This is a genomic window from Trinickia sp. Z7 (genome assembly GCF_056498045.1).
Genome location: NZ_JAUEQW010000001.1, coordinates 842,729 through 859,765, shown reverse-complemented (window position 1 = coordinate 859,765; position 17,037 = coordinate 842,729). Strand labels below are relative to the sequence as shown.

Here is a 17,037-nt window from a genome sequence, read left to right as displayed (position 1 = left end):
CTTGCTTCACCCTGGGCAATCCGGGCGATGGGCCGCGAAAAAAAGCGCGGCGCGCACGGACAGCTGGGGCAAATTATATTCAGAATGAATGAGTTAGGCAAAATATCCCAGAAATCGGTCGCACCCGACCAGGTCTCGATGATACAGGTGGACGACGGGGTCGCCGGCCAGCGTATCGACAATTTCTTGCTGCGCGTCTGCAAAGGCGTGCCGAAAAGCCACATCTATCGAATCCTGCGCAGCGGCGAGGTGCGCGTCAACAAGCGCCGCGTCGATGCGAAATATCGGCTGGTGACGGGCGACATCGTACGCGTGCCGCCCGTGCGCGTCGCGCAATCGGACGCACCCGAGGCCCGCATGGCGATGGCCGCGCCGCCGGCGCAATTCGAGGTCATCTTCGAAGACGAGCACATGCTCGCGATCAACAAGCCGGCTGGCGTCGCCGTTCACGGCGGCAGCGGCATCGCGTTCGGCGTGATCGAGCAAATGCGCGAGGCCCGTCCGCTCGGCAAGTTTCTCGAGCTCGTGCATCGGCTCGACCGCGAAACGTCGGGCGTCTTGCTGCTCGCCAAGAAGCGCGCGGCGCTCGTCGGCTTGCACGAGCAGATTCGCGAAAGCCGGATGGACAAGCGCTACTACGCCTGCGCCCACGGGCAATGGCCGAGCGACTGGGGGCGGCGGCGCGCCGTCAAGGAGCCGCTTTACAAATACCTGACGCCGGAAGGGGAGCGGCGCGTGCGCGTGCAGGCCGACGGCCTGCCATCGCACACGGTGTTCAACCTCCTGGAGCGCTGGCCTGGCTATGCGCTGCTCGAGGCCGAGCTCAAAACGGGGCGCACACACCAGATCCGCGTCCATTTGGCGCACCTGGGCTTGCCGATCGTGGGCGATGCGAAATACGGCGATTTCGCGCTGAACAAGGCGCTCGCGCGCGCGGGCGCGCGGCCATCGTTCAAACGGATGTTCTTGCACGCCCATCGCTTGCGCCTGACGCATCCGATCACCGGCGAAGCGCTGGAATTGAGCGCGCCCCTGCCGGACGAGTGCCGGCGCTTCCTCGACCAACTCACCGACTTGCGCAACGAGGCGCAACCCGATGCCCCGACAGCAATTTGACCTCATCGTCTTCGATTGGGACGGCACGCTGATGGATTCGACGGCGCACATCGCCCGCAGCATCCAAGCAGCTTGCCGCGATCTGGGGCTGCCCGTCCCGGCCGATGAAGCCGCGCGCTTCGTGATCGGTCTCGGTCTGCGCGATGCGCTGCAGATTGCCGCTCCCTCGCTCGACCCGACCGATTATCCGCGCCTGGCCGAGCGCTATCGCTACCACTATCTAGTCAAGGATGCGCATACGGAATTGTTCGCCGGCGTGCGCGAGCTGTTGGGCGAGCTGAGTTCGCTCGGCTACCTGTTGGCGGTCGCGACGGGCAAGAGCCGCGTCGGGCTGAATCGCGCGCTGGCCGAGGCGCGGCTCACGAGCGTGTTCGACGGCACACGGTGCGCCGACGAAACTTTCTCGAAGCCCCATCCGGCGATGCTTCAAGAACTCACGCGTGAGCTGGGACAGGACTTGATGCGCACGGTCATGATCGGCGACACCACTCACGATCTGACCATGGCGAGCAATGCCGGGGCGGCGGGGATTGCGGTCACTTACGGCGCACACCCGGCCGATGCGCTGGCGAAGCTCGAACCGCGTTTCATCGCCGACGATGTCGCCGCGTTGGCCGATTGGCTGCGGGAACACGCATGAGCGGCGCCGAGCGGCAGGCCGTGCGCGTGTGTGCCGCCGACGAACTCGTCGACGGCGGCCCAGGCGTGCGCCGGGCGGCGCGCTACCTGAATGGCGACGCCGTCGTTTTCTTCATCCGCTACGATGGGCAGGTGCACGGTTATCTGAACCGGTGCGCGCATGTGCCGATGGAGCTCGACTGGGTCGAGGGGCAGTTCTTCGATTCGTCCGGCTTATACTTGATGTGCGCCACCCATGGCGCGATTTATGCCCCCGAGAGCGGTCGTTGCGTCGGAGGCCCCTGCCGCGGTGCACGCTTGCGGCCGGTGCAGGTGCAAGAGCGCGACACGCCCGAGGGGCGCGCGGTGTTTTGGCTGCCCGATGACGATTTACACCCGGCGGTGCCGAGCGCCGAGTGAGTTTGCCCAAATTTTTCCGATAACAACGACGACCGAGAGCCCATGGCCGATCAGCACACGCCCGAACCGCAGCAACCTTTCGAACCGCAGCCGCAGCCCGCCGCGGGCGCGACGATGCAGGAGCCGCATTGGGAGCGCGCGGCGTTGGAGCGCATTGCGCTTGCCGCCATTACCGAGCAAAGGGCGGCGCGCCGCTGGAAGATCTTCTTTCGATTTGCGTTTCTCGCCGTCGTGTTGTTGATCGTCGCCAGTCTGTTCAGCGTGTCGCACGAGAAGGTCGTGGCCGCGGGGCGGCACACTGCCCTCGTTTCCCTCGAAGGCGAAATCGCGGCCAATACGAATGCGAACGCCAAAGACATCGATCGCTCGCTGCGGCGCGCATTCGCCGATTCCGATTCCGCCGGTGTGGTGCTCTATATCAACAGCCCGGGCGGCTCGCCCGTGCAGGCGGGCATCATCAATGCCGAAATTCGCCGGCTGCGCGCGAAATACCCGGCCAAGCCGTTGTACGTCGTGGTCGGCGACATGTGCGCGTCGGGCGGCTATTACGTCGCGGCGGCGGCCGACAAGATCTACGTCGACCGTGCGAGCATCGTGGGTTCGATCGGCGTGCTGATGGACGGCTTCGGCTTCACGGGTCTCATGGACAAGCTCGGCGTCCAGCGGCGGTTGCATACCTCCGGCGCGAACAAGGGCTTCTTCGATCCGTTCTCGCCCGAGACGCCGGCCATGGACGCGCATGCGCAGGCGATGCTCGACGAAATCCACCAGCAATTCATCGACGCGGTCCGGCAGGGGCGCGGCAAGCGGTTGCACGAGACGCCGGACCTCTTCTCGGGCCTGTTCTGGACGGGTGCGAAGAGTGTTCAACTCGGTCTTGCCGACGGTTTCGGCGATACCGGCTACGTGGCGCGCGAGGTGATCAAGGCGCCCGACATCGTCGACTATACGGAGAAGGAGGGCATTTCCGATCGCATCGCGCGCAAGTTCGGCGCGGCAGTCGGCGCAGGCGCCGTCCACGCGCTCGCGCTTGGCGGGGTGACCGTGCATTGACGCGAGCGCCTGCGCACCGTCGCGGCTAGGCTCCGGCGCGGTGTCGGCGTTGCGTCACCGAAAGCAATGGGCGCCGGGCGCGACGCCGCGGGGCCTCAGTTCGCCAGTATCAAAAAGATTGCCGGCCGTTTGTGCATGTCGAACGCCCCGGCATGTTTCTTCCAATCGCTGGCGGTGCGGGTGGCGATTCGCTCCGATTCCAACGTCAGATCGACGGCCACCGTGAGCAGCGTCGAGGGCGCACAGGTCGCGACGAGCGCCTCGAGCAAAGTGCGGTTGCGGTACGGCGTCTCGATGAAGATCTGAGTTTCCCGTCCTTTGCGCGAGCGTTGCTCGAGCTCGCGCAGGGTCTTCGTCCGTTCGGCCGAGTCGACGGGCAGATAGCCGTGAAACGCGAACCGTTGGCCGTCGAGCCCCGAAGCCATCAGGGCCAGCAGAATCGAACTCGGCCCCACGAGGGGTACCACCTTGACCCCGTGCTCGTGCGCGCGGCGCACGAGCAGCGCGCCCGGATCCGCCACGGCGGGGCAGCCGGCCTCGGAGACGAGCCCGCCGTCGGCGCCGTCCAAGATCGGTGCGAGCAGCGCCTTGATTTCGGCGGGCGGCGTGTTGACGTTCAGTTCGCGAATGTCGATCTCTTGAATTGGCCGAGCGAGGCCGACGCGTTTGAGAAACGCGCGCGTGCTTTTCGCATTTTCGCCGATGAAATAACCGAGCGAAGCGGCGCGGGCCATGACGCTGGCGGGTAGCACGGTCGCGAGCGCCGCGGTGTCGCCTTCGCCCAGCGCGTTCGGAATCAAATAGAGCACGCCGCTCATCGCGCACCTCTTAGCAGCGGATAGCCGGCCGCCCGGAGCATGCGCGTGAGCGCGATCAGCGGCAGGCCGACGAGGGCGGTTGGATCGTCCGATTCGATCGCGTCCAAAAGCGCGATGCCCAAGCCCTCGGATTTGGCGCTGCCCGCCACGTCGTAAGGCGTCTCGGCGCGCAAATAGGCGTCCAGCTCCGCATCGGGCAGATCGCGAAAGCGCACGCGTGTGACCACATCCTCCGTTTGCGCGAGGCCTCGCGCGCTGTCGAACAGGCACAGCGCGCTATGGAATTCGACGATGCGGTTGCGCATGGCGCGCAGTTGCTGCAACGCTTTTTCGTGGGTCCCGGGCTTGCCGATCTGCAGGCCGTCGAAAGTCGCTACCTGATCGGAACCGATGACGAGCACGGGTTCGGCCGCCTCGCGTGCGGCGACCGCGTGCGCCTTTGCTTGCGCGAGCCGAAGCGCCGTGTCGGCGGGCGTTTCGCCGGGGTGCGGCGTTTCGTCCACGTCCGGCACGCAGACGTCGAACGGAATGCGCAACCGCTCGAGCAGCGAACGGCGGTAGGGCGAACTGGAGGCGAGAATCAGCCGGCATGGCTGGGTGCTGGAATCGAGCATGGTCGGACGAGGGGATTTAGGGCAAGGACGAACCGCGGGTCGAGCGTGGCGGTTCGCATCGGATCATTTAAGTGATTGACTGATAACGGTAAATCGAATACAGTATCGGGCTTTTCGTGGTGCGGTTGTTCAGTGGTGCGCGGTGGTGCGGCTCGAACTCGTTGCTGGGCGCGACTGGTTCGAGGGCGAATCGAGGGCGAATCGAGCGCCGGTGCAGTGGCGGTGCTTACACGTTCTACGGCATTCCACGTTCTCAAGCATGTGCCCGATCTACGCCTGGCGCGCTCAGGCGATCGAAGCTGAGGCGCGATGCGAACGTCGGAATTAGCGAATAGGCGACCAAGCGAGCGAACGCGCGGCGAACCAACAAGCGGGCCGGAAAACGGGCCGGGACGAACCCAAACGCAGCGGGCCGACCATCGTGGGCCAAAGCAAACGCTGCCGGCGAGACGGCCCGTCTGCACACGGCTGCTCGAGCGGAGCGAGGAGTCAATATGTCCCAACATTCCGGCAAGGCGAGCGGGCTGATCGATCCGCATGCGTTCGACGTGTTCGAATTCGCGCGCAGTGGCCGCCAGGCGGCCGGTGCCGTACGTCTTTCGCAACTGCCGCGCATGTTAAACGAAGTCCCGGCGGCCGCGCCAGATCGCGACACGTTATTTACGTGGCAGGCGGAAGGCTCGACGCAGCCCGAGTTGCAAGACGACGGCACCGAGGCGGCGCAGCCTTATTTGAGGTTGGCGTTGCACGGCGCGGCCTGGCTCGAATGTCAGCGCTGCCTCGCGCCCTACGAGCAGCCGTTCGATCTCGAGGCGGCGTACCGCATCGTGGCGACAGAAGCGCAAGCCGAGGAATTCCCCCTCGACGAGGAGGAACTCGATGTGATCGTCGGTTCGCGCCAATTCGATCTCGTCGAGCTGATCGAGGAAGAGCTGCTGTTGTCGTTGCCGCTCGTGCCGAAGCACGAAGTCTGTCCTGCGGTGCACGAGAGTCTCGTCTCGGGTGCGGCCGGCGAGTATGCGGTCGATTTGGCCGAAGGCGAGGAAGAGGGCGAGGGCGAACCGCAGTCGTCGGGCGGCGCGCAGCCGGACGAGCCCGCCGCGGGCAAGCCCAATCCGTTCGCCGTGCTGGAAGCGCTCAAGCGCGACGGCGAGGGCGGCAAGAAACATTGATCGTTGCATGAGTAGCACGATGCGGCGCGCCGGCCGTTTGGCCACTGGCGTTACGCCGATCGGGCTGTGTTAGAATCCCGAAAATTTTTAGGAGTTACCATGGCAGTCCAACAAAACAAGAAGTCGCCGTCGAAGCGCGGCATGCACCGCTCGCACGATTTCCTGGCTACGACGCCGCTCGCGGTCGAGCCGAGCACGGGCGAAGTTCATATGCGCCACCACATCAGCCCGAACGGCTATTATCGCGGCAAGAAAGTCGTCAAGACGAAGAACGACTAAGTGCATCGGCGCGCGGCGCCGCCGAGCCCGGTGGATCTGTGCGCGACAAGCAGCTTGCTGGGCATCCTTCCGGCTCGAACAGAAAAGGCGGCATTCAACTGCCGCTTTTTTGCGTCGGCCAGAGTGCGTGCATCGGGGACTCGTTCCGAGTCCGCGCTTCGCGTGCGGCTAGCGTTCGTGCTTCGGCTGGCGCAGGCCTCATGCTTCGCGGCATGGCAAGCGCAAACGGGTGCTCCGGTCGCAGTCGGCCGAGCGCCTCGGCCCCCGATTCGGCGCGCCGCGGCGCGCTTACTCCGGTCCCATGCTGTGCGCTCGGATCGGAACCAGCGGGTCAGCGCTGGCTCCGGCTCTATGCACAGCGCCTGAAAATTCGTCGCAGTCCATGACCATAAAGCTCACGATAGATTGCATGGGAGGCGACCACGGCCCGGCCGTGACCGTTCCCGCTGCCGTCAGCTTCGTTCGTTCGCATGCCGACGCCGAGCTGATGCTGGTCGGCCTCGAAGCTCCGATTCGTGCTCAACTGAAGAAATGCAAGGCGCTCGATGAGCGAGCGCTGACGGTCGTTCCGGCGTCCGAGGTGGTCGCCATGGACGATCCGGTCGAAGTCGCATTGCGCAAAAAGAAGGACTCGTCGATGCGCGTTGCGCTGAATCTCGTGAAGGACGAGGCGGCGCAGGCGTGTATTTCGGCGGGCAATACCGGCGCGCTGATGGCCGTATCGCGCTACGTGCTCAAGACGCTCTCGGGTATCGAACGGCCGGCGATCGCGTCGCCGCTGCCCAATTCGCGCGGCTACACGATGATGCTCGATCTCGGCGCGAACGTCGATTGCGAGCCGCAGCATTTGCTGCAATTCGCCGAGATGGGGCATGCGCTCGTCTCCGCGCTCGAGGGCAAGGATCGTCCTACGATCGGTCTCTTGAATATCGGCGAAGAGGTCATCAAAGGCAACGAGACCATCAAGCGCGCAGGCGAGCTGTTGCGCGCGAGCACGCTCAATTTCCGCGGCAACGTCGAGGGCAACGATATCTACAAGGGCACTGTCGACGTGATCGTGTGCGACGGCTTCGTGGGCAACGTTGCGCTGAAAACATCGGAAGGTTTGGCCCAAATGCTCTCCGAGATCATCCGCGAGGAGTTCGGTCGCTCCGTGCTGACCAAGCTGATGGCGTTGTTGGCGATGCCGGTGCTGATGCGCTTCAAGAAGCGCGTCGATCATCGTCAGTACAACGGCGCGGCGTTGCTCGGTTTGCGGGGGCTCGTGATCAAGAGCCACGGTTCGGCCGATGCCTATGCGTTTGAGTGGGCCATCAAACGCGGGTATGATGCCGTCAAAAATGGCGTCCTCGAACGCCTGGCGCGAGCGATGCAAGAGAATGCGGCCCCGCTCGCGCAAGTAGCGCGGGATGCGGGCGGCGCCGGTCACGCGAATCTCGCCGGCCGCCCGGCCGAGCCTTACGCCGCGGTATCTCCGAAAGCATAAATGGCTCAATCGACTATCTACTCGCGCGTGCTCGGCACCGGCAGCTATCTGCCGCCCGCCCGCGTTACGAATCAAGCGCTCGCGGATCGGCTCGCCGAACGCGGCATCGAGACGAGCGACGAATGGATCGTCGCGCGCACGGGCATTCACGCGCGGCATTTCGCCGACCCGGATGTGACGACGAGCGAGCTTGCGCTCGTCGCGGCGCAGCGCGCCATCGAAGCGGCCAACATCGATCCGCAGGCCATCGATCTGATCGTCGTCGCCACCTCCACGCCCGATTTCGTGTTTCCGAGCACCGCTTGCTTGTTGCAGGACAAACTGCAAATCAAGAATGGCGGCGCCGCGTTCGACATCCAGGCCGTGTGCTCGGGTTTCGCCTATGCCGTCGCAACCGTCGACGCCTTGATTCGCACCGGGCAGCATCGCACGGCGCTCATCGTCGGCGCCGAAACCTTCTCGCGCATCCTCGATTTCAACGATCGCACGACCTGCGTGTTGTTCGGCGACGGCGCCGGCGCCGTGATCCTGCAAGCGTCCGACGAGCCGGGCGTGCTCGCGAGCGCGCTCCACGCGGACGGTAGCTACGCCAGCATTCTTTGCACCCCGGGCCATGTCAATGGCGGGGTCGTCGCGGGTAGCGCCTTCCTTCATATGGATGGGCAAGCCGTCTTCAAGTTGGCCGTCAACGTCCTGGAGAAGGTTGCCGTCGAAGCGCTCCACAAAGCCGATTTGTCGGCGGACCAGATCGATTGGCTGATTCCGCACCAAGCCAATATCCGTATCATGTCGCACACCTGCCGCAAGCTGGGCGTGCCGCAAGAGCGCATGATCGTCACGGTCGGCGAACACGGCAACACGTCGGCGGCCTCGATCCCGCTCGCGCTCGACGTCGCCGTGCGCGACGGACGCATCAAGCGCGGCCAGAACGTGCTCATCGAAGGTGTCGGCGGCGGCTTCACCTGGGGCGCCTCGGTCATCCGCTACTGATCGGCAGCGAGCGGGCGCCGCGTCCGGCCGTCGGCCGGAGGGGCCGTGCGCGCCGCTTGCGCCAATATGCTCACATTTTGGGGACGATATGAAATTTGCGTTCGTTTTTCCCGGCCAAGGATCGCAGTCGGTCGGGATGCTCAATGCGTTTGCCGACCGCGCGGTCGTGCGCGAAACGCTGCAGGAAGCCTCGGACGCGCTCGAGATGGATATCGGCAAGCTGATTGCCGAAGGTCCTGCCGAAGAGCTCAATCTCACTACGAATACCCAGCCCGTCATGCTGACGGCCGCCTATGCGATGTACCGCGCTTGGCGTGACGCCGGCGGGGCCGCGCCCGCTCTCGTCGCGGGTCATAGCCTTGGCGAATATACGGCGCTCGTCGCCGCTGGGGCGCTGTCTTTTCGTGACGCCGTGCCGCTCGTGCGCTTTCGGGCGCAGGCGATGCAAACGGCCGTGCCGGTCGGCGTGGGCGCAATGGCGGCCATCCTCGGCCTGGAAGACGATACGGTTCGCGCGGTGTGCGCGGAAGCGGCGCGCGAAAGCGCCGGCGTGGTCGAGGCGGTCAACTTCAATGCGCCGGCCCAAGTGGTGATAGCGGGGCACAAGGCCGCCGTTGAAAAAGCATGCGAACTGGCCAAAGCGAAGGGCGCCAAGCGTGCGCTGCCGCTGCCCGTCTCGGCGCCGTTTCATTCCTCGCTGCTTCAGCCGGCCTCCGACCGCCTGCGCGAGTATCTGGCGAGCGTCGATGTCAAAGTGCCGCAGATTCCCATCGTCAACAATGTCGACGTCGCCATCGTCTCGGAGCCTGCGGCCATCAAGGATGCCCTCGTGCGCCAGGCCGCCGGGCCCGTGCGCTGGGTCGAGTGCGTCCAGGCGATGGCCAAGCAAGGCGTCACCCATTTGATCGAGTGCGGCCCCGGTAAAGTGCTGGCCGGTTTGAGCAAGCGCATCGACGGCAATCTCGTCGGGGCGGCCATCACCGATCCGGCTTCGCTCGAGGAAACCATGAAGCTTCTCGGCGTTTGATGCGCGAGCTTTCGCACCCGCCATTAGCCGATACGAAGAACCACCGCGATTTCGCCCGAATTCGCCGCAAACTCGCGGAACATCCGAACCATCATGGAAAAAGCTCTCGATAAACAAGTTGCGCTCGTGACGGGCGCCTCGCGCGGCATCGGCCGGGCGATTGCGCTCGTGCTCGCGCGCCAAGGCGCGACGGTCATCGGCACGGCTACGAGCGACACCGGCGCGGCCGGCATCACCGAAGCGCTGGCGGCCGAGGGCTTGGCCGGGCGCGGGGTCGTCCTCGAGGTCAACGACGCACAAGCGATCGACGCCCTCATCGAAACCCTCGTCAAAGAATTCGGCGCGCTGAACGTGCTCGTCAACAATGCCGGCATCACGCGCGATCAGCTTGCGATGCGCATGAAGGACGACGAGTGGGACGCCGTCATCGATACGAACCTGAAGGCCGTGTTTCGCCTCTCGCGCGCCGTGCTGCGCCCGATGATGAAGGCGCGCGGCGGACGCATCATCAACATCACGTCGGTCGTCGGCTCCGCCGGCAATGCCGGGCAGGCCAACTACGCGGCCGCCAAGGCCGGCGTGGCGGGCATGACGCGTGCGCTCGCCCGTGAGATCGGCAGCCGCAACATCACGGTCAACTGCGTGGCGCCGGGCTTCATCGATACCGATATGACGAAGGTGCTGCCCGAGGAACAGCAGGCCGCGCTGAAGACGCAAATCCCGCTCGGCCGTCTGGGCAGCCCCGAGGACATCGGCCACGCCGTCGCCTTTCTTGCTTCGCCGCAGGCCGGATACATCACCGGCACGACGTTGCACGTGAACGGCGGAATGTACATGTCTTGACGAATTTCGTTTACCATCCGCGCCGGCGGTAGCCGAACGCTTCCGGCGCGAAGCTTGAACCTTGGTTGAGCGCGCTTTTTGAGCAGGCAAACCTGATAAAATGCGCGCACTTGCAATTTTGAACTTTTTCCCTCGGAGGGGTAATGGACAACATCGAACAGCGCGTCAAGAAGATCGTCGCGGAACAACTGGGCGTCGCCGAAGCTGAAATCAAGAACGAAGCTTCGTTCGTGAACGACCTCGGTGCGGACTCGCTCGACACGGTTGAACTCGTGATGGCGCTGGAAGACGAGTTCGGCATGGAAATTCCGGACGAGGAAGCGGAAAAGATCACGACTGTGCAGCAAGCGATCGATTACGCTCGCGCCAACGTCAAGGCATAACGCCTTTCGCGCCTAGCGTGTTTGCGCTGGCCGCGTTTGACGCGTTTTCACGTCGGATGCCGATGCTGGTGCCGAATTCTTAGCCACAGGGCTCACAGGGGCGGTTTCCTGTGGCCGCTGTGGCTTTTGCTTTTGTCATTTATGGAAAAGGGGTTACCGTGAGCCGTCGCCGTGTTGTTGTTACAGGCTTAGGGCTGGTGTCGCCTGTTGGCAATAATGTTGCCGACGGGTGGGCCAATTTGCTCGCCGGCAAATCCGGCATCGCGACCATCACGAAGTTCGATGCAACGAACTTCTCGACGCGCTTCGCCGGTGAAGTGAAAGGCTTTAACGTCGAAGACTACATGCCTGCCAAAGAAGCGCGCCACATGGATACGTTCATCCATTACGGCATGGCGGCCGGCATCCAAGCGATGCAGGACAGCGGCATCGAAATCACCGAAGCCAACGCGGAGCGCTCCGGCGTCGTGGTGGGTTCGGGTATCGGCGGTTTGCCGATGATCGAAGTGACGCAAACGGAACTGCTCAACCGCGGTCCGCGGCGCATTTCGCCGTTCTTCGTGCCGGCGTCGATCATCAACATGATCTCGGGCCATCTGTCGATGAGGTTCGGCTTGAAGGGGCCGAATCTGGCCATCGTCACGGCTTGCACGACGGGGCTGCACTGCATCGGCGAGGCTGCGCGCCTCATCGAATACGGCGATGCCGACTTCATGCTGGCCGGCGGCGCCGAGGCCACCGTTTCGCCGCTCGGCATCGGCGGCTTCGCCGCGGCGCGCGCGCTGTCTCAGCGCAACGACGATCCCGCGACGGCCAGCCGGCCCTGGGACAAGGACCGCGACGGCTTCGTGCTGGGCGAGGGGGCGGGCGTCATGGTGCTCGAGGAATACGAGCATGCGAAGGCGCGCGGCGCGAAGATCTACGCCGAGGTTGCCGGTTACGGCATGAGCGCCGATGCGTACCACATGACGGCGCCTCTCGAAGACGGCGACGGCGCGCGGCGCTGCATGGCCGCGGCACTGCGCAACGCGGGCATGAACGGCGACGAGGTTGCTTATGTCAACGCGCACGGCACGTCCACGCCGCTCGGCGACTTGGCCGAGACGACCGGCATCAAGCGCGCGCTCGGGGAGCATGCGAAAAAGGTCGTCGTCAATTCGACCAAGTCGATGACGGGCCACTTGCTTGGCGGCTCCGGCGGGCTCGAGTCGGTGTTTACGGTGCTGGCCGTCCATCATCAAGTGTCGCCTCCAACGATCAATCTCTTCAATCAAGACCCCGAGTGCGATCTCGATTACTGCGCGAACACGGCGCGGGACATGAAGATCGATGTCGCGTTGAAGAACTCGTTCGGGTTCGGCGGCACGAACGGCACGCTCGTCTTCAAGCGCGTCTGAGCGGGGCGGTTCGTTGACGCAGGCCGCCGGCGGCGATCGGGGAGCGGGCAAGCCGTGGCGCATCGCGCTGCGGCGCTCGCTCGCCGTACGCTTGGCCGTGTTGGCCTTCGCGCTCGTTTGCACGGTCGCCGTTCATTTCGCCGCGGCTGCGCACCTTGCGGCGGCCGATGCCGTCTGGCTCGCGGTCGCGGCCTGTGCGGCGCTCGGCGTCTCGTTCATGTGTTACGAACGCAGGCAGCCGGCGTGGATCGAGTTGACGTCCGAGGGCGTTGCGGCATTCGACGATACCGGCCGTGCGCTGCTGCAAGGGCGTATCGCCGGTGCGGCGCAGTGGGCGGGACGGTTGCTGGTGTTGGCCGTCGCGGGCGTGGATGGCCGGCAACAGACCTTGGTCGTCGCGGCCGACGCCGTGCCCGCGCCCGTTTTTCGGGAGCTTGCCGTGCGCGCTCGCCACGCCGCGCATTGAGGGCTCGACGGCGCGTGGTGCGCGCCTACCGATCTGTAACGGCCGTAACCGCGGTTACACATGGCGCATGACGGTGTGATGGGGACGCTACAATAGCGGTCCGCGACGCACCCCTCCCAAGTGAACGGACCCCAACAGGTGAGCGAAAAAGAAATCGATCAGGTTCTGGTCGAGCGCGTGCAGCAGGGCGATAAAGCCGCGTTCGAACTCCTGGTCTCGAAATACCACCGCAAGATCATTCGGCTGATCTCGCGACTCGTGCGCGACCCGGCCGAGGTCGAGGACGTCGCGCAAGACGCGTTCATCAAGGCTTACCGCGCGCTGCCGCAGTTTCGCGGCGAATCGGCGTTCTACACGTGGCTGTACCGGATCGCCGTCAACACGGCGAAGAACTATCTGGCGACGCAAAGCCGGCGCGCGCCCACTTCCACGGAGGCAAACGCCGAGGAGGCGGAAACTTTCTCGGACGCCGATCAACTAAGGGATATCAACACGCCCGAGTCGATGTTGATGAGCAAGCAAATCGCGCAGACGGTCAATGCCGCGATGGCGCTGTTGCCCGAGGAACTGAGGGTTGCCATTACGCTGCGCGAGATCGAAGGTTTGAGCTACGAGGAAATCGCGGAAATGATGGGGTGCCCCATCGGAACGGTTCGGTCGCGAATTTTTCGCGCTCGCGAGGCGATTGCGGCAAAATTGCGTCCGTTGCTCGATACGCCGGAAGGCAAGCGCTGGTAGCGCCTGCCGCCATCGGCGCAAGGCTCGGGGGTGCGATGAGAACGGGTCAAGTGGTATCACTACGGGGTTTGTAAGATGGGGAGCGTCATGGGGTCGGTCTCGATGGAGTCGCAAGCAAGCTCGCGCAGCGAGCGTTTGTCCGCATTGGTCGATGGAGAGAAACTCGACGCCTGCGCGTCGTTCGACGAAATGCTGGCCGGGTTCGACCATGCGGATCGCTCGACATGGTCGGCCTACCACTTGATCGGCGACGCATTGCGCTCCGATGATTTGGCGGTCCATCCGGCAACGAGCCGCGCCTTTTTGTCCGGTTTCGCGGCCCGGCTCGAGGCCGAGCCGCACATCCTCGCTCCGGCTCGCGCGGGCAGCGGCGCGCCGCTCGCCCTGCTGCGACGGCGCATCGCGCCGGCACTCGCGGTAGCGGCCGCGGCTGCCACGCTCAGTTGGATCGTGCTGCCGCAGTTGCAGCACGGCGGCGCATCGCAAGGCACCGTTCAAACGGCATCCACGAACGGGCGAGCCGATGCGGTGCATACCGTTGCATTGGCTCAGAATACCGGGGCGCAAGGGGCCAATATCATCCGTGATGCCAGCCTCGACCAATACCTCGAAGCCCATCAGCAATTCGCTCAACAGCCCATGATGCCGGGCTCGATGCCGTTGATTCGCGCGGCCGTTCAGACTTCGGAAGGCCAATAAGTCGATGCAGACCTTGCGCTCGATGCGCGCCGCCGCCCGGGGGCAATGGGCGGCGTGGCTGATTTGCGCGGCTGCGTTGCTCTCGGCGTCCCCGCGCGCCGCAATCGCACAAGCCGATCCGTCGGTCCGCCAGCAGGCTGCGGCGTGGCTCGATCGAATTCACGAGGCTGCGCAACGCGAGAATTACGAAGGCGTTTTCGTCTATCAGCGCGGCAATTTCGTGCAATCGTCTCGTATCGCGCATTACGCGGTGCGCGGTGAAGGCGAGTTCGAATCGCTCGAAAGCCTGGATGGCCAGCCGCGCAAGCTGCTGCGCCATGACGACGATCTTTACACGTTCGTGCCCGAGCGCCATTTGTGCGTCGTCGAAAAACGGCTGAACCGCGATGCGTTTCCGGCGCTGATGAGCGAGAAGGGCGAGCAAGTGTTGTCGGTGTACGATCCGAAGCTGCTCAGCGGCGATCGCGTCGCAGGCCTCGACGCGCAGGTCATCGAACTCGACCCGAAAGACGCTTACCGCTTCGCCTATAAGCTTTGGGCGGAGGCGAAGACTGGGCTGCTGCTGCGCGTGCAGACGCTCGACGCCTCTGGGCAGGTGTTGGAGCAGACGGCTTTTACGCAGGTGCGGTTGGGCGTGCCCGCGCAAAAGTCGAGCATCGCCGCTGGCATGCGTAACACCAGCGGCTGGACGCTCGTGCGTCCGCCCGTCTCCCCGATCGACATGCAAGCGCAAGGCTGGCGCATCAAGCCCGATGTCCCCGGTTTCCACGAAATCCGCGAGCTGCGCCGGCCGATGGCGGCGCGCGAGGCCGGTGCCCCGCCGATCCCCGTGGATCAAGCCGTGTTTTCCGACGGACTGTCCACGATTTCCGTTTTCGTCGAGCCTGCCGAAAAAAGCTCGCGCAAGGAAGGAGTGGGCAGCACCGGCGCCACGCATGTGCTAGTCACGAAATATCGCGATTACTGGGTCACCGTGCTAGGGGAAGTTCCCCTAGCAACGCTGCAGCGCTTCGCGTCTGCCATAGAATACAAAGCTACCAAGTAACGCTTTTTCTGCTGCCCTTCCTATGACGAATCTCTCGGTGCGCAAATTCTTCGCGGCCGCCGCGGCCATGGCGTGTCTGTCGTTCGCGCCCCATACGGCATCGGCCATTCCGGCCGGGGTGGCCTTGCCCGACTTCGCCGACCTCGTCGATAAGGTCGGCCCGGCCGTCGTCAACATCCGTACGACCGCTCGCGTGCCGACTGCGAGCGGCCAACGCAACGCCCCGCCGGGGATGGGCGACGGCGACATGTCCGAGTTTTTCCGGCGTTTTTTCGGCATTCCCTTGCCGCAGGCGCCGAATACGCCGCGCGGCGGCGGCCGAGGGGACCGCGGCGATCGCGGCGGCAGCCCCGACCCGTCCGACAACGGGGATGGCGGCGAGCAGAACAGCGGCGTCGGTTCCGGCTTCATCATCTCTTCCGACGGCTATGTGATGACGAACGCGCACGTCGTGGACGACGCCGACAACATCTACGTCACGCTTACCGACAAGCGCGAGTTCAAGGCGAAATTGATCGGAGCCGACGATCGCACCGATATCGCCATCGTGAAGATCAGCGCGGCGAGTCTGCCCGCCGTCACGATCGGGGACTCGAACAAATTGCGCGTGGGGGAATGGGTGCTCGCGATCGGCTCGCCGTTCGGGCTCGACAACACGGTGACGGAAGGCATCGTCAGCGCGAAAGGGCGCGAGACGGGCGATTATTTGCCGTTCATCCAGACCGATGCGGCCGTCAATCCAGGCAATTCGGGCGGCCCGCTCATCAACATGCAAGGCGAGGTCATCGGCATCAACTCGCAGATCTACAGCCGCACGGGCGGCTTCATGGGCATCGCGTTCGCCATTCCCATCGATGAAGCGATGCGCGTGGCCGAGCAGCTGAAGTCCACGGGCAAGGTGGTGCGCAGCCGCATCGCCGTCTCGATCGGGCAGGTGACGAAGGATGTGTCGGATTCGCTCGGTTTGCCGCGCGCCCAAGGCGCGCTCGTGAGCAGCGTCGAGCCCGGCGGTCCGGCCGACAAGGCAGGCATCCAGCCCGGCGACATCATCCTCAAATTCAACGGTGTGCCGGTCGAAGCCGATACGGACTTGCCCCGCATGGTGGGCGACACCAAGCCCGGCACCCGGGCCACGGTGACCATTTGGCGCAAAGGGCAATCGCGCGAGTTGCCGATCACGGTGGTGCAAACGCAGCCCGAGAAATTGGCGAAGGCAGACGAGCAGCAGGCGCCCGCGCCCAAGGCGCGTCCGTCGAATGCGCTGGGTGTGACGGTGTCCGATCTCTCGGCCGACCAAGTCAAGGCGATGAAGCTGCACACGGGCGGAGTGCAAGTCGACGCTGTCGACGGCCCGGCCGCGCGCGTCGGACTGCAAAAGGGCGACATTATTTTGCGCGTCGGCGATACCGATGTGACGAGCGCGAAGCAGTTCGACCAAGTCGCGGCGCGCGTGGATCCGCAGAAGATGGTGCCGGTGCTCGTGCGCCGCGGCGAGAACACGCAGTTCGTGCCGATAAAGCCGCGCACGCAAGCCAAATGAAAAATACGCCCGCCGCAGCGCCGTTGCCGGCCTCGACGTTGCCGTCGCTGACGCTCTACTCGCGGGCTTGGTGCCATCTTTGCGAAGAGATGTTGACCCAGCTCGAGCCGCTCGCGCGCGCTGTCGGGGCGCGCATCGACGTGGTCGACGTCGATGCCGACCCTGCCCTGGTCGAACGTTACGACGAGCTCGTGCCGGTGCTCGTGTACGAAGGCGTCGAGTTGAGCCGTTACCGCCTCGACGCGGAACGCGTGCGTGCGGCATTGGCCAATCGCGCAGCGTGAGCGAGCCTGCCGCGGGCGAGCGCATCGGCCGTCTGCACCGCAAAATGTC

General features: G+C 64.7%; 20 protein-coding genes. 18 read left to right on the top strand and 2 right to left on the bottom strand.

What is annotated here, in order from left to right; genetic code table 11:
- The first annotated feature begins 84 nt into the window (after positions 1-84).
- Genes QQS38_RS03800 through QQS38_RS03785 form a run of 4 tightly spaced genes read left to right on the top strand, consistent with a single transcriptional unit; the run spans position 85 to position 3,207 of the window.
- Positions 85-1,116: an RluA family pseudouridine synthase gene (locus tag QQS38_RS03800; protein WP_479644011.1), complete on the top strand. Its 1,032-nt coding sequence runs from the start codon at positions 85-87 to the stop codon at positions 1,114-1,116.
- Positions 1,097-1,756, top strand: coding sequence for an HAD family hydrolase (locus QQS38_RS03795; protein ID WP_479644010.1), 660 nt, complete (start codon positions 1,097-1,099; stop codon positions 1,754-1,756). The genes QQS38_RS03800 and QQS38_RS03795 overlap by 20 nt, the downstream gene beginning before the upstream one ends.
- Positions 1,753-2,154, top strand: coding sequence for a Rieske (2Fe-2S) protein (locus tag QQS38_RS03790; protein WP_479644009.1), 402 nt, complete (start codon positions 1,753-1,755; stop codon positions 2,152-2,154). Before QQS38_RS03795 ends, QQS38_RS03790 begins: the two co-directional genes overlap by 4 nt.
- Before the next feature lie 42 nt (positions 2,155-2,196).
- Positions 2,197-3,207 carry a S49 family peptidase gene (locus QQS38_RS03785; protein WP_479644008.1) on the top strand — a complete coding sequence of 337 codons (1,011 nt, stop codon included), beginning with the start codon at positions 2,197-2,199 and terminating at the stop codon, positions 3,205-3,207.
- A gap of 95 nt (positions 3,208-3,302) precedes the next feature.
- Here QQS38_RS03785 and QQS38_RS03780 read toward each other — a convergent pair whose 3' ends face one another.
- Both QQS38_RS03780 and QQS38_RS03775 read right to left on the bottom strand, forming a co-directional pair.
- Positions 3,303-4,025: an SAM-dependent methyltransferase gene (locus QQS38_RS03780; RefSeq protein WP_479644007.1), complete on the bottom strand. Its 723-nt coding sequence runs from the start codon at positions 4,023-4,025 to the stop codon at positions 3,303-3,305.
- Positions 4,022-4,639: a Maf-like protein gene (locus QQS38_RS03775; protein ID WP_479644006.1), complete on the bottom strand. Its 618-nt coding sequence runs from the start codon at positions 4,637-4,639 to the stop codon at positions 4,022-4,024. The genes QQS38_RS03780 and QQS38_RS03775 overlap by 4 nt, the downstream gene beginning before the upstream one ends.
- 494 nt (positions 4,640-5,133) lie before the next feature.
- Between QQS38_RS03775 and QQS38_RS03770 the strand changes: the two genes are divergently transcribed.
- The 14 genes from QQS38_RS03770 (at position 5,134) to QQS38_RS03705 (ending at position 16,988) form a co-directional block, all read left to right on the top strand.
- On the top strand, positions 5,134-5,811 hold the full coding sequence (locus QQS38_RS03770; protein WP_479644005.1) for a DUF177 domain-containing protein: 678 nt from the start codon (positions 5,134-5,136) through the stop codon (positions 5,809-5,811).
- A 99-nt stretch (positions 5,812-5,910) separates the two neighbouring features.
- Entirely contained in the window at positions 5,911-6,090 is a 180-nt protein-coding gene (gene rpmF / locus QQS38_RS03765) for a 50S ribosomal protein L32 (protein WP_277430966.1), read from the top strand.
- Positions 6,091-6,472: 382 nt separating this feature from the next.
- Positions 6,473-7,576, top strand: a complete 1,104-nt coding sequence (gene plsX, locus QQS38_RS03760) for a phosphate acyltransferase PlsX (protein ID WP_479644004.1) — start codon at positions 6,473-6,475, stop codon at positions 7,574-7,576.
- On the top strand, positions 7,577-8,566 hold the full coding sequence (locus tag QQS38_RS03755; protein ID WP_479644003.1) for a beta-ketoacyl-ACP synthase III: 990 nt from the start codon (positions 7,577-7,579) through the stop codon (positions 8,564-8,566).
- Between the two features lie 88 nt (positions 8,567-8,654).
- Positions 8,655-9,593, top strand: coding sequence for an ACP S-malonyltransferase (fabD, locus tag QQS38_RS03750; RefSeq protein WP_479644002.1), 939 nt, complete (start codon positions 8,655-8,657; stop codon positions 9,591-9,593).
- A gap of 93 nt (positions 9,594-9,686) precedes the next feature.
- A complete protein-coding gene (gene fabG / locus QQS38_RS03745; RefSeq protein WP_479644001.1) occupies positions 9,687-10,436 on the top strand; it encodes a 3-oxoacyl-ACP reductase FabG in 750 nt (249 codons plus the stop codon).
- Between the two features lie 143 nt (positions 10,437-10,579).
- A complete protein-coding gene (acpP, locus tag QQS38_RS03740) occupies positions 10,580-10,819 on the top strand; it encodes an acyl carrier protein (protein ID WP_004197638.1) in 240 nt (79 codons plus the stop codon).
- Between the two features lie 158 nt (positions 10,820-10,977).
- Complete coding sequence (fabF, locus tag QQS38_RS03735) at positions 10,978-12,216, top strand: beta-ketoacyl-ACP synthase II (protein WP_479644000.1); 1,239 nt, start codon at positions 10,978-10,980, stop codon at positions 12,214-12,216.
- 13 nt (positions 12,217-12,229) lie between these two features.
- Complete coding sequence (locus QQS38_RS03730) at positions 12,230-12,682, top strand: protein YgfX (protein WP_479643999.1); 453 nt, start codon at positions 12,230-12,232, stop codon at positions 12,680-12,682.
- Positions 12,683-12,820: 138 nt separating this feature from the next.
- Positions 12,821-13,420: an RNA polymerase sigma factor RpoE gene (gene rpoE / locus QQS38_RS03725; protein ID WP_277430959.1), complete on the top strand. Its 600-nt coding sequence runs from the start codon at positions 12,821-12,823 to the stop codon at positions 13,418-13,420.
- Positions 13,421-13,507: 87 nt separating this feature from the next.
- Positions 13,508-14,119, top strand: coding sequence for a sigma-E factor negative regulatory protein (locus QQS38_RS03720; protein ID WP_479643998.1), 612 nt, complete (start codon positions 13,508-13,510; stop codon positions 14,117-14,119).
- A gap of 4 nt (positions 14,120-14,123) precedes the next feature.
- Positions 14,124-15,164 carry a MucB/RseB C-terminal domain-containing protein gene (locus tag QQS38_RS03715; protein ID WP_479643997.1) on the top strand — a complete coding sequence of 347 codons (1,041 nt, stop codon included), beginning with the start codon at positions 14,124-14,126 and terminating at the stop codon, positions 15,162-15,164.
- A 22-nt stretch (positions 15,165-15,186) separates the two neighbouring features.
- Positions 15,187-16,704, top strand: coding sequence for a DegQ family serine endoprotease (locus QQS38_RS03710; protein WP_479643996.1), 1,518 nt, complete (start codon positions 15,187-15,189; stop codon positions 16,702-16,704).
- The gene (locus QQS38_RS03705) at positions 16,701-16,988 is read left to right on the top strand and encodes a glutaredoxin family protein (RefSeq protein ID WP_479643995.1); all 288 of its coding nucleotides are present in this window, start codon (positions 16,701-16,703) and stop codon (positions 16,986-16,988) included. Before QQS38_RS03710 ends, QQS38_RS03705 begins: the two co-directional genes overlap by 4 nt.
- Positions 16,989-17,037 lie beyond the last annotated feature (49 nt).

What these genes read in the sequence shown, in the direction of transcription:
- QQS38_RS03790 (WP_479644009.1), top strand. Translation starts at nt 1,753, where the DNA reads ATGAGCGGCGCCGAGCGGCAGGCCGTGCGCGTGTGTGCCGCCGACGAA.
- rpmF (WP_277430966.1), top strand. Translation starts at nt 5,911, where the DNA reads ATGGCAGTCCAACAAAACAAGAAGTCGCCGTCGAAGCGCGGCATGCAC.
- QQS38_RS03770 (WP_479644005.1), top strand. Translation starts at nt 5,134, where the DNA reads ATGTCCCAACATTCCGGCAAGGCGAGCGGGCTGATCGATCCGCATGCG.
- acpP (WP_004197638.1), top strand. Translation starts at nt 10,580, where the DNA reads ATGGACAACATCGAACAGCGCGTCAAGAAGATCGTCGCGGAACAACTG.
- QQS38_RS03795 (WP_479644010.1), top strand. Translation starts at nt 1,097, where the DNA reads ATGCCCCGACAGCAATTTGACCTCATCGTCTTCGATTGGGACGGCACG.
- QQS38_RS03775 (WP_479644006.1), bottom strand. Translation starts at nt 4,639, where the DNA reads ATGCTCGATTCCAGCACCCAGCCATGCCGGCTGATTCTCGCCTCCAGT.
- plsX (WP_479644004.1), top strand. Translation starts at nt 6,473, where the DNA reads ATGACCATAAAGCTCACGATAGATTGCATGGGAGGCGACCACGGCCCG.
- QQS38_RS03715 (WP_479643997.1), top strand. Translation starts at nt 14,124, where the DNA reads ATGCAGACCTTGCGCTCGATGCGCGCCGCCGCCCGGGGGCAATGGGCG.
- QQS38_RS03755 (WP_479644003.1), top strand. Translation starts at nt 7,577, where the DNA reads ATGGCTCAATCGACTATCTACTCGCGCGTGCTCGGCACCGGCAGCTAT.
- QQS38_RS03800 (WP_479644011.1), top strand. Translation starts at nt 85, where the DNA reads ATGAATGAGTTAGGCAAAATATCCCAGAAATCGGTCGCACCCGACCAG.
- QQS38_RS03785 (WP_479644008.1), top strand. Translation starts at nt 2,197, where the DNA reads ATGGCCGATCAGCACACGCCCGAACCGCAGCAACCTTTCGAACCGCAG.
- QQS38_RS03710 (WP_479643996.1), top strand. Translation starts at nt 15,187, where the DNA reads ATGACGAATCTCTCGGTGCGCAAATTCTTCGCGGCCGCCGCGGCCATG.
- QQS38_RS03720 (WP_479643998.1), top strand. Translation starts at nt 13,508, where the DNA reads ATGGGGTCGGTCTCGATGGAGTCGCAAGCAAGCTCGCGCAGCGAGCGT.
- QQS38_RS03780 (WP_479644007.1), bottom strand. Translation starts at nt 4,025, where the DNA reads ATGAGCGGCGTGCTCTATTTGATTCCGAACGCGCTGGGCGAAGGCGAC.
- fabD (WP_479644002.1), top strand. Translation starts at nt 8,655, where the DNA reads ATGAAATTTGCGTTCGTTTTTCCCGGCCAAGGATCGCAGTCGGTCGGG.
- QQS38_RS03705 (WP_479643995.1), top strand. Translation starts at nt 16,701, where the DNA reads ATGAAAAATACGCCCGCCGCAGCGCCGTTGCCGGCCTCGACGTTGCCG.
- fabG (WP_479644001.1), top strand. Translation starts at nt 9,687, where the DNA reads ATGGAAAAAGCTCTCGATAAACAAGTTGCGCTCGTGACGGGCGCCTCG.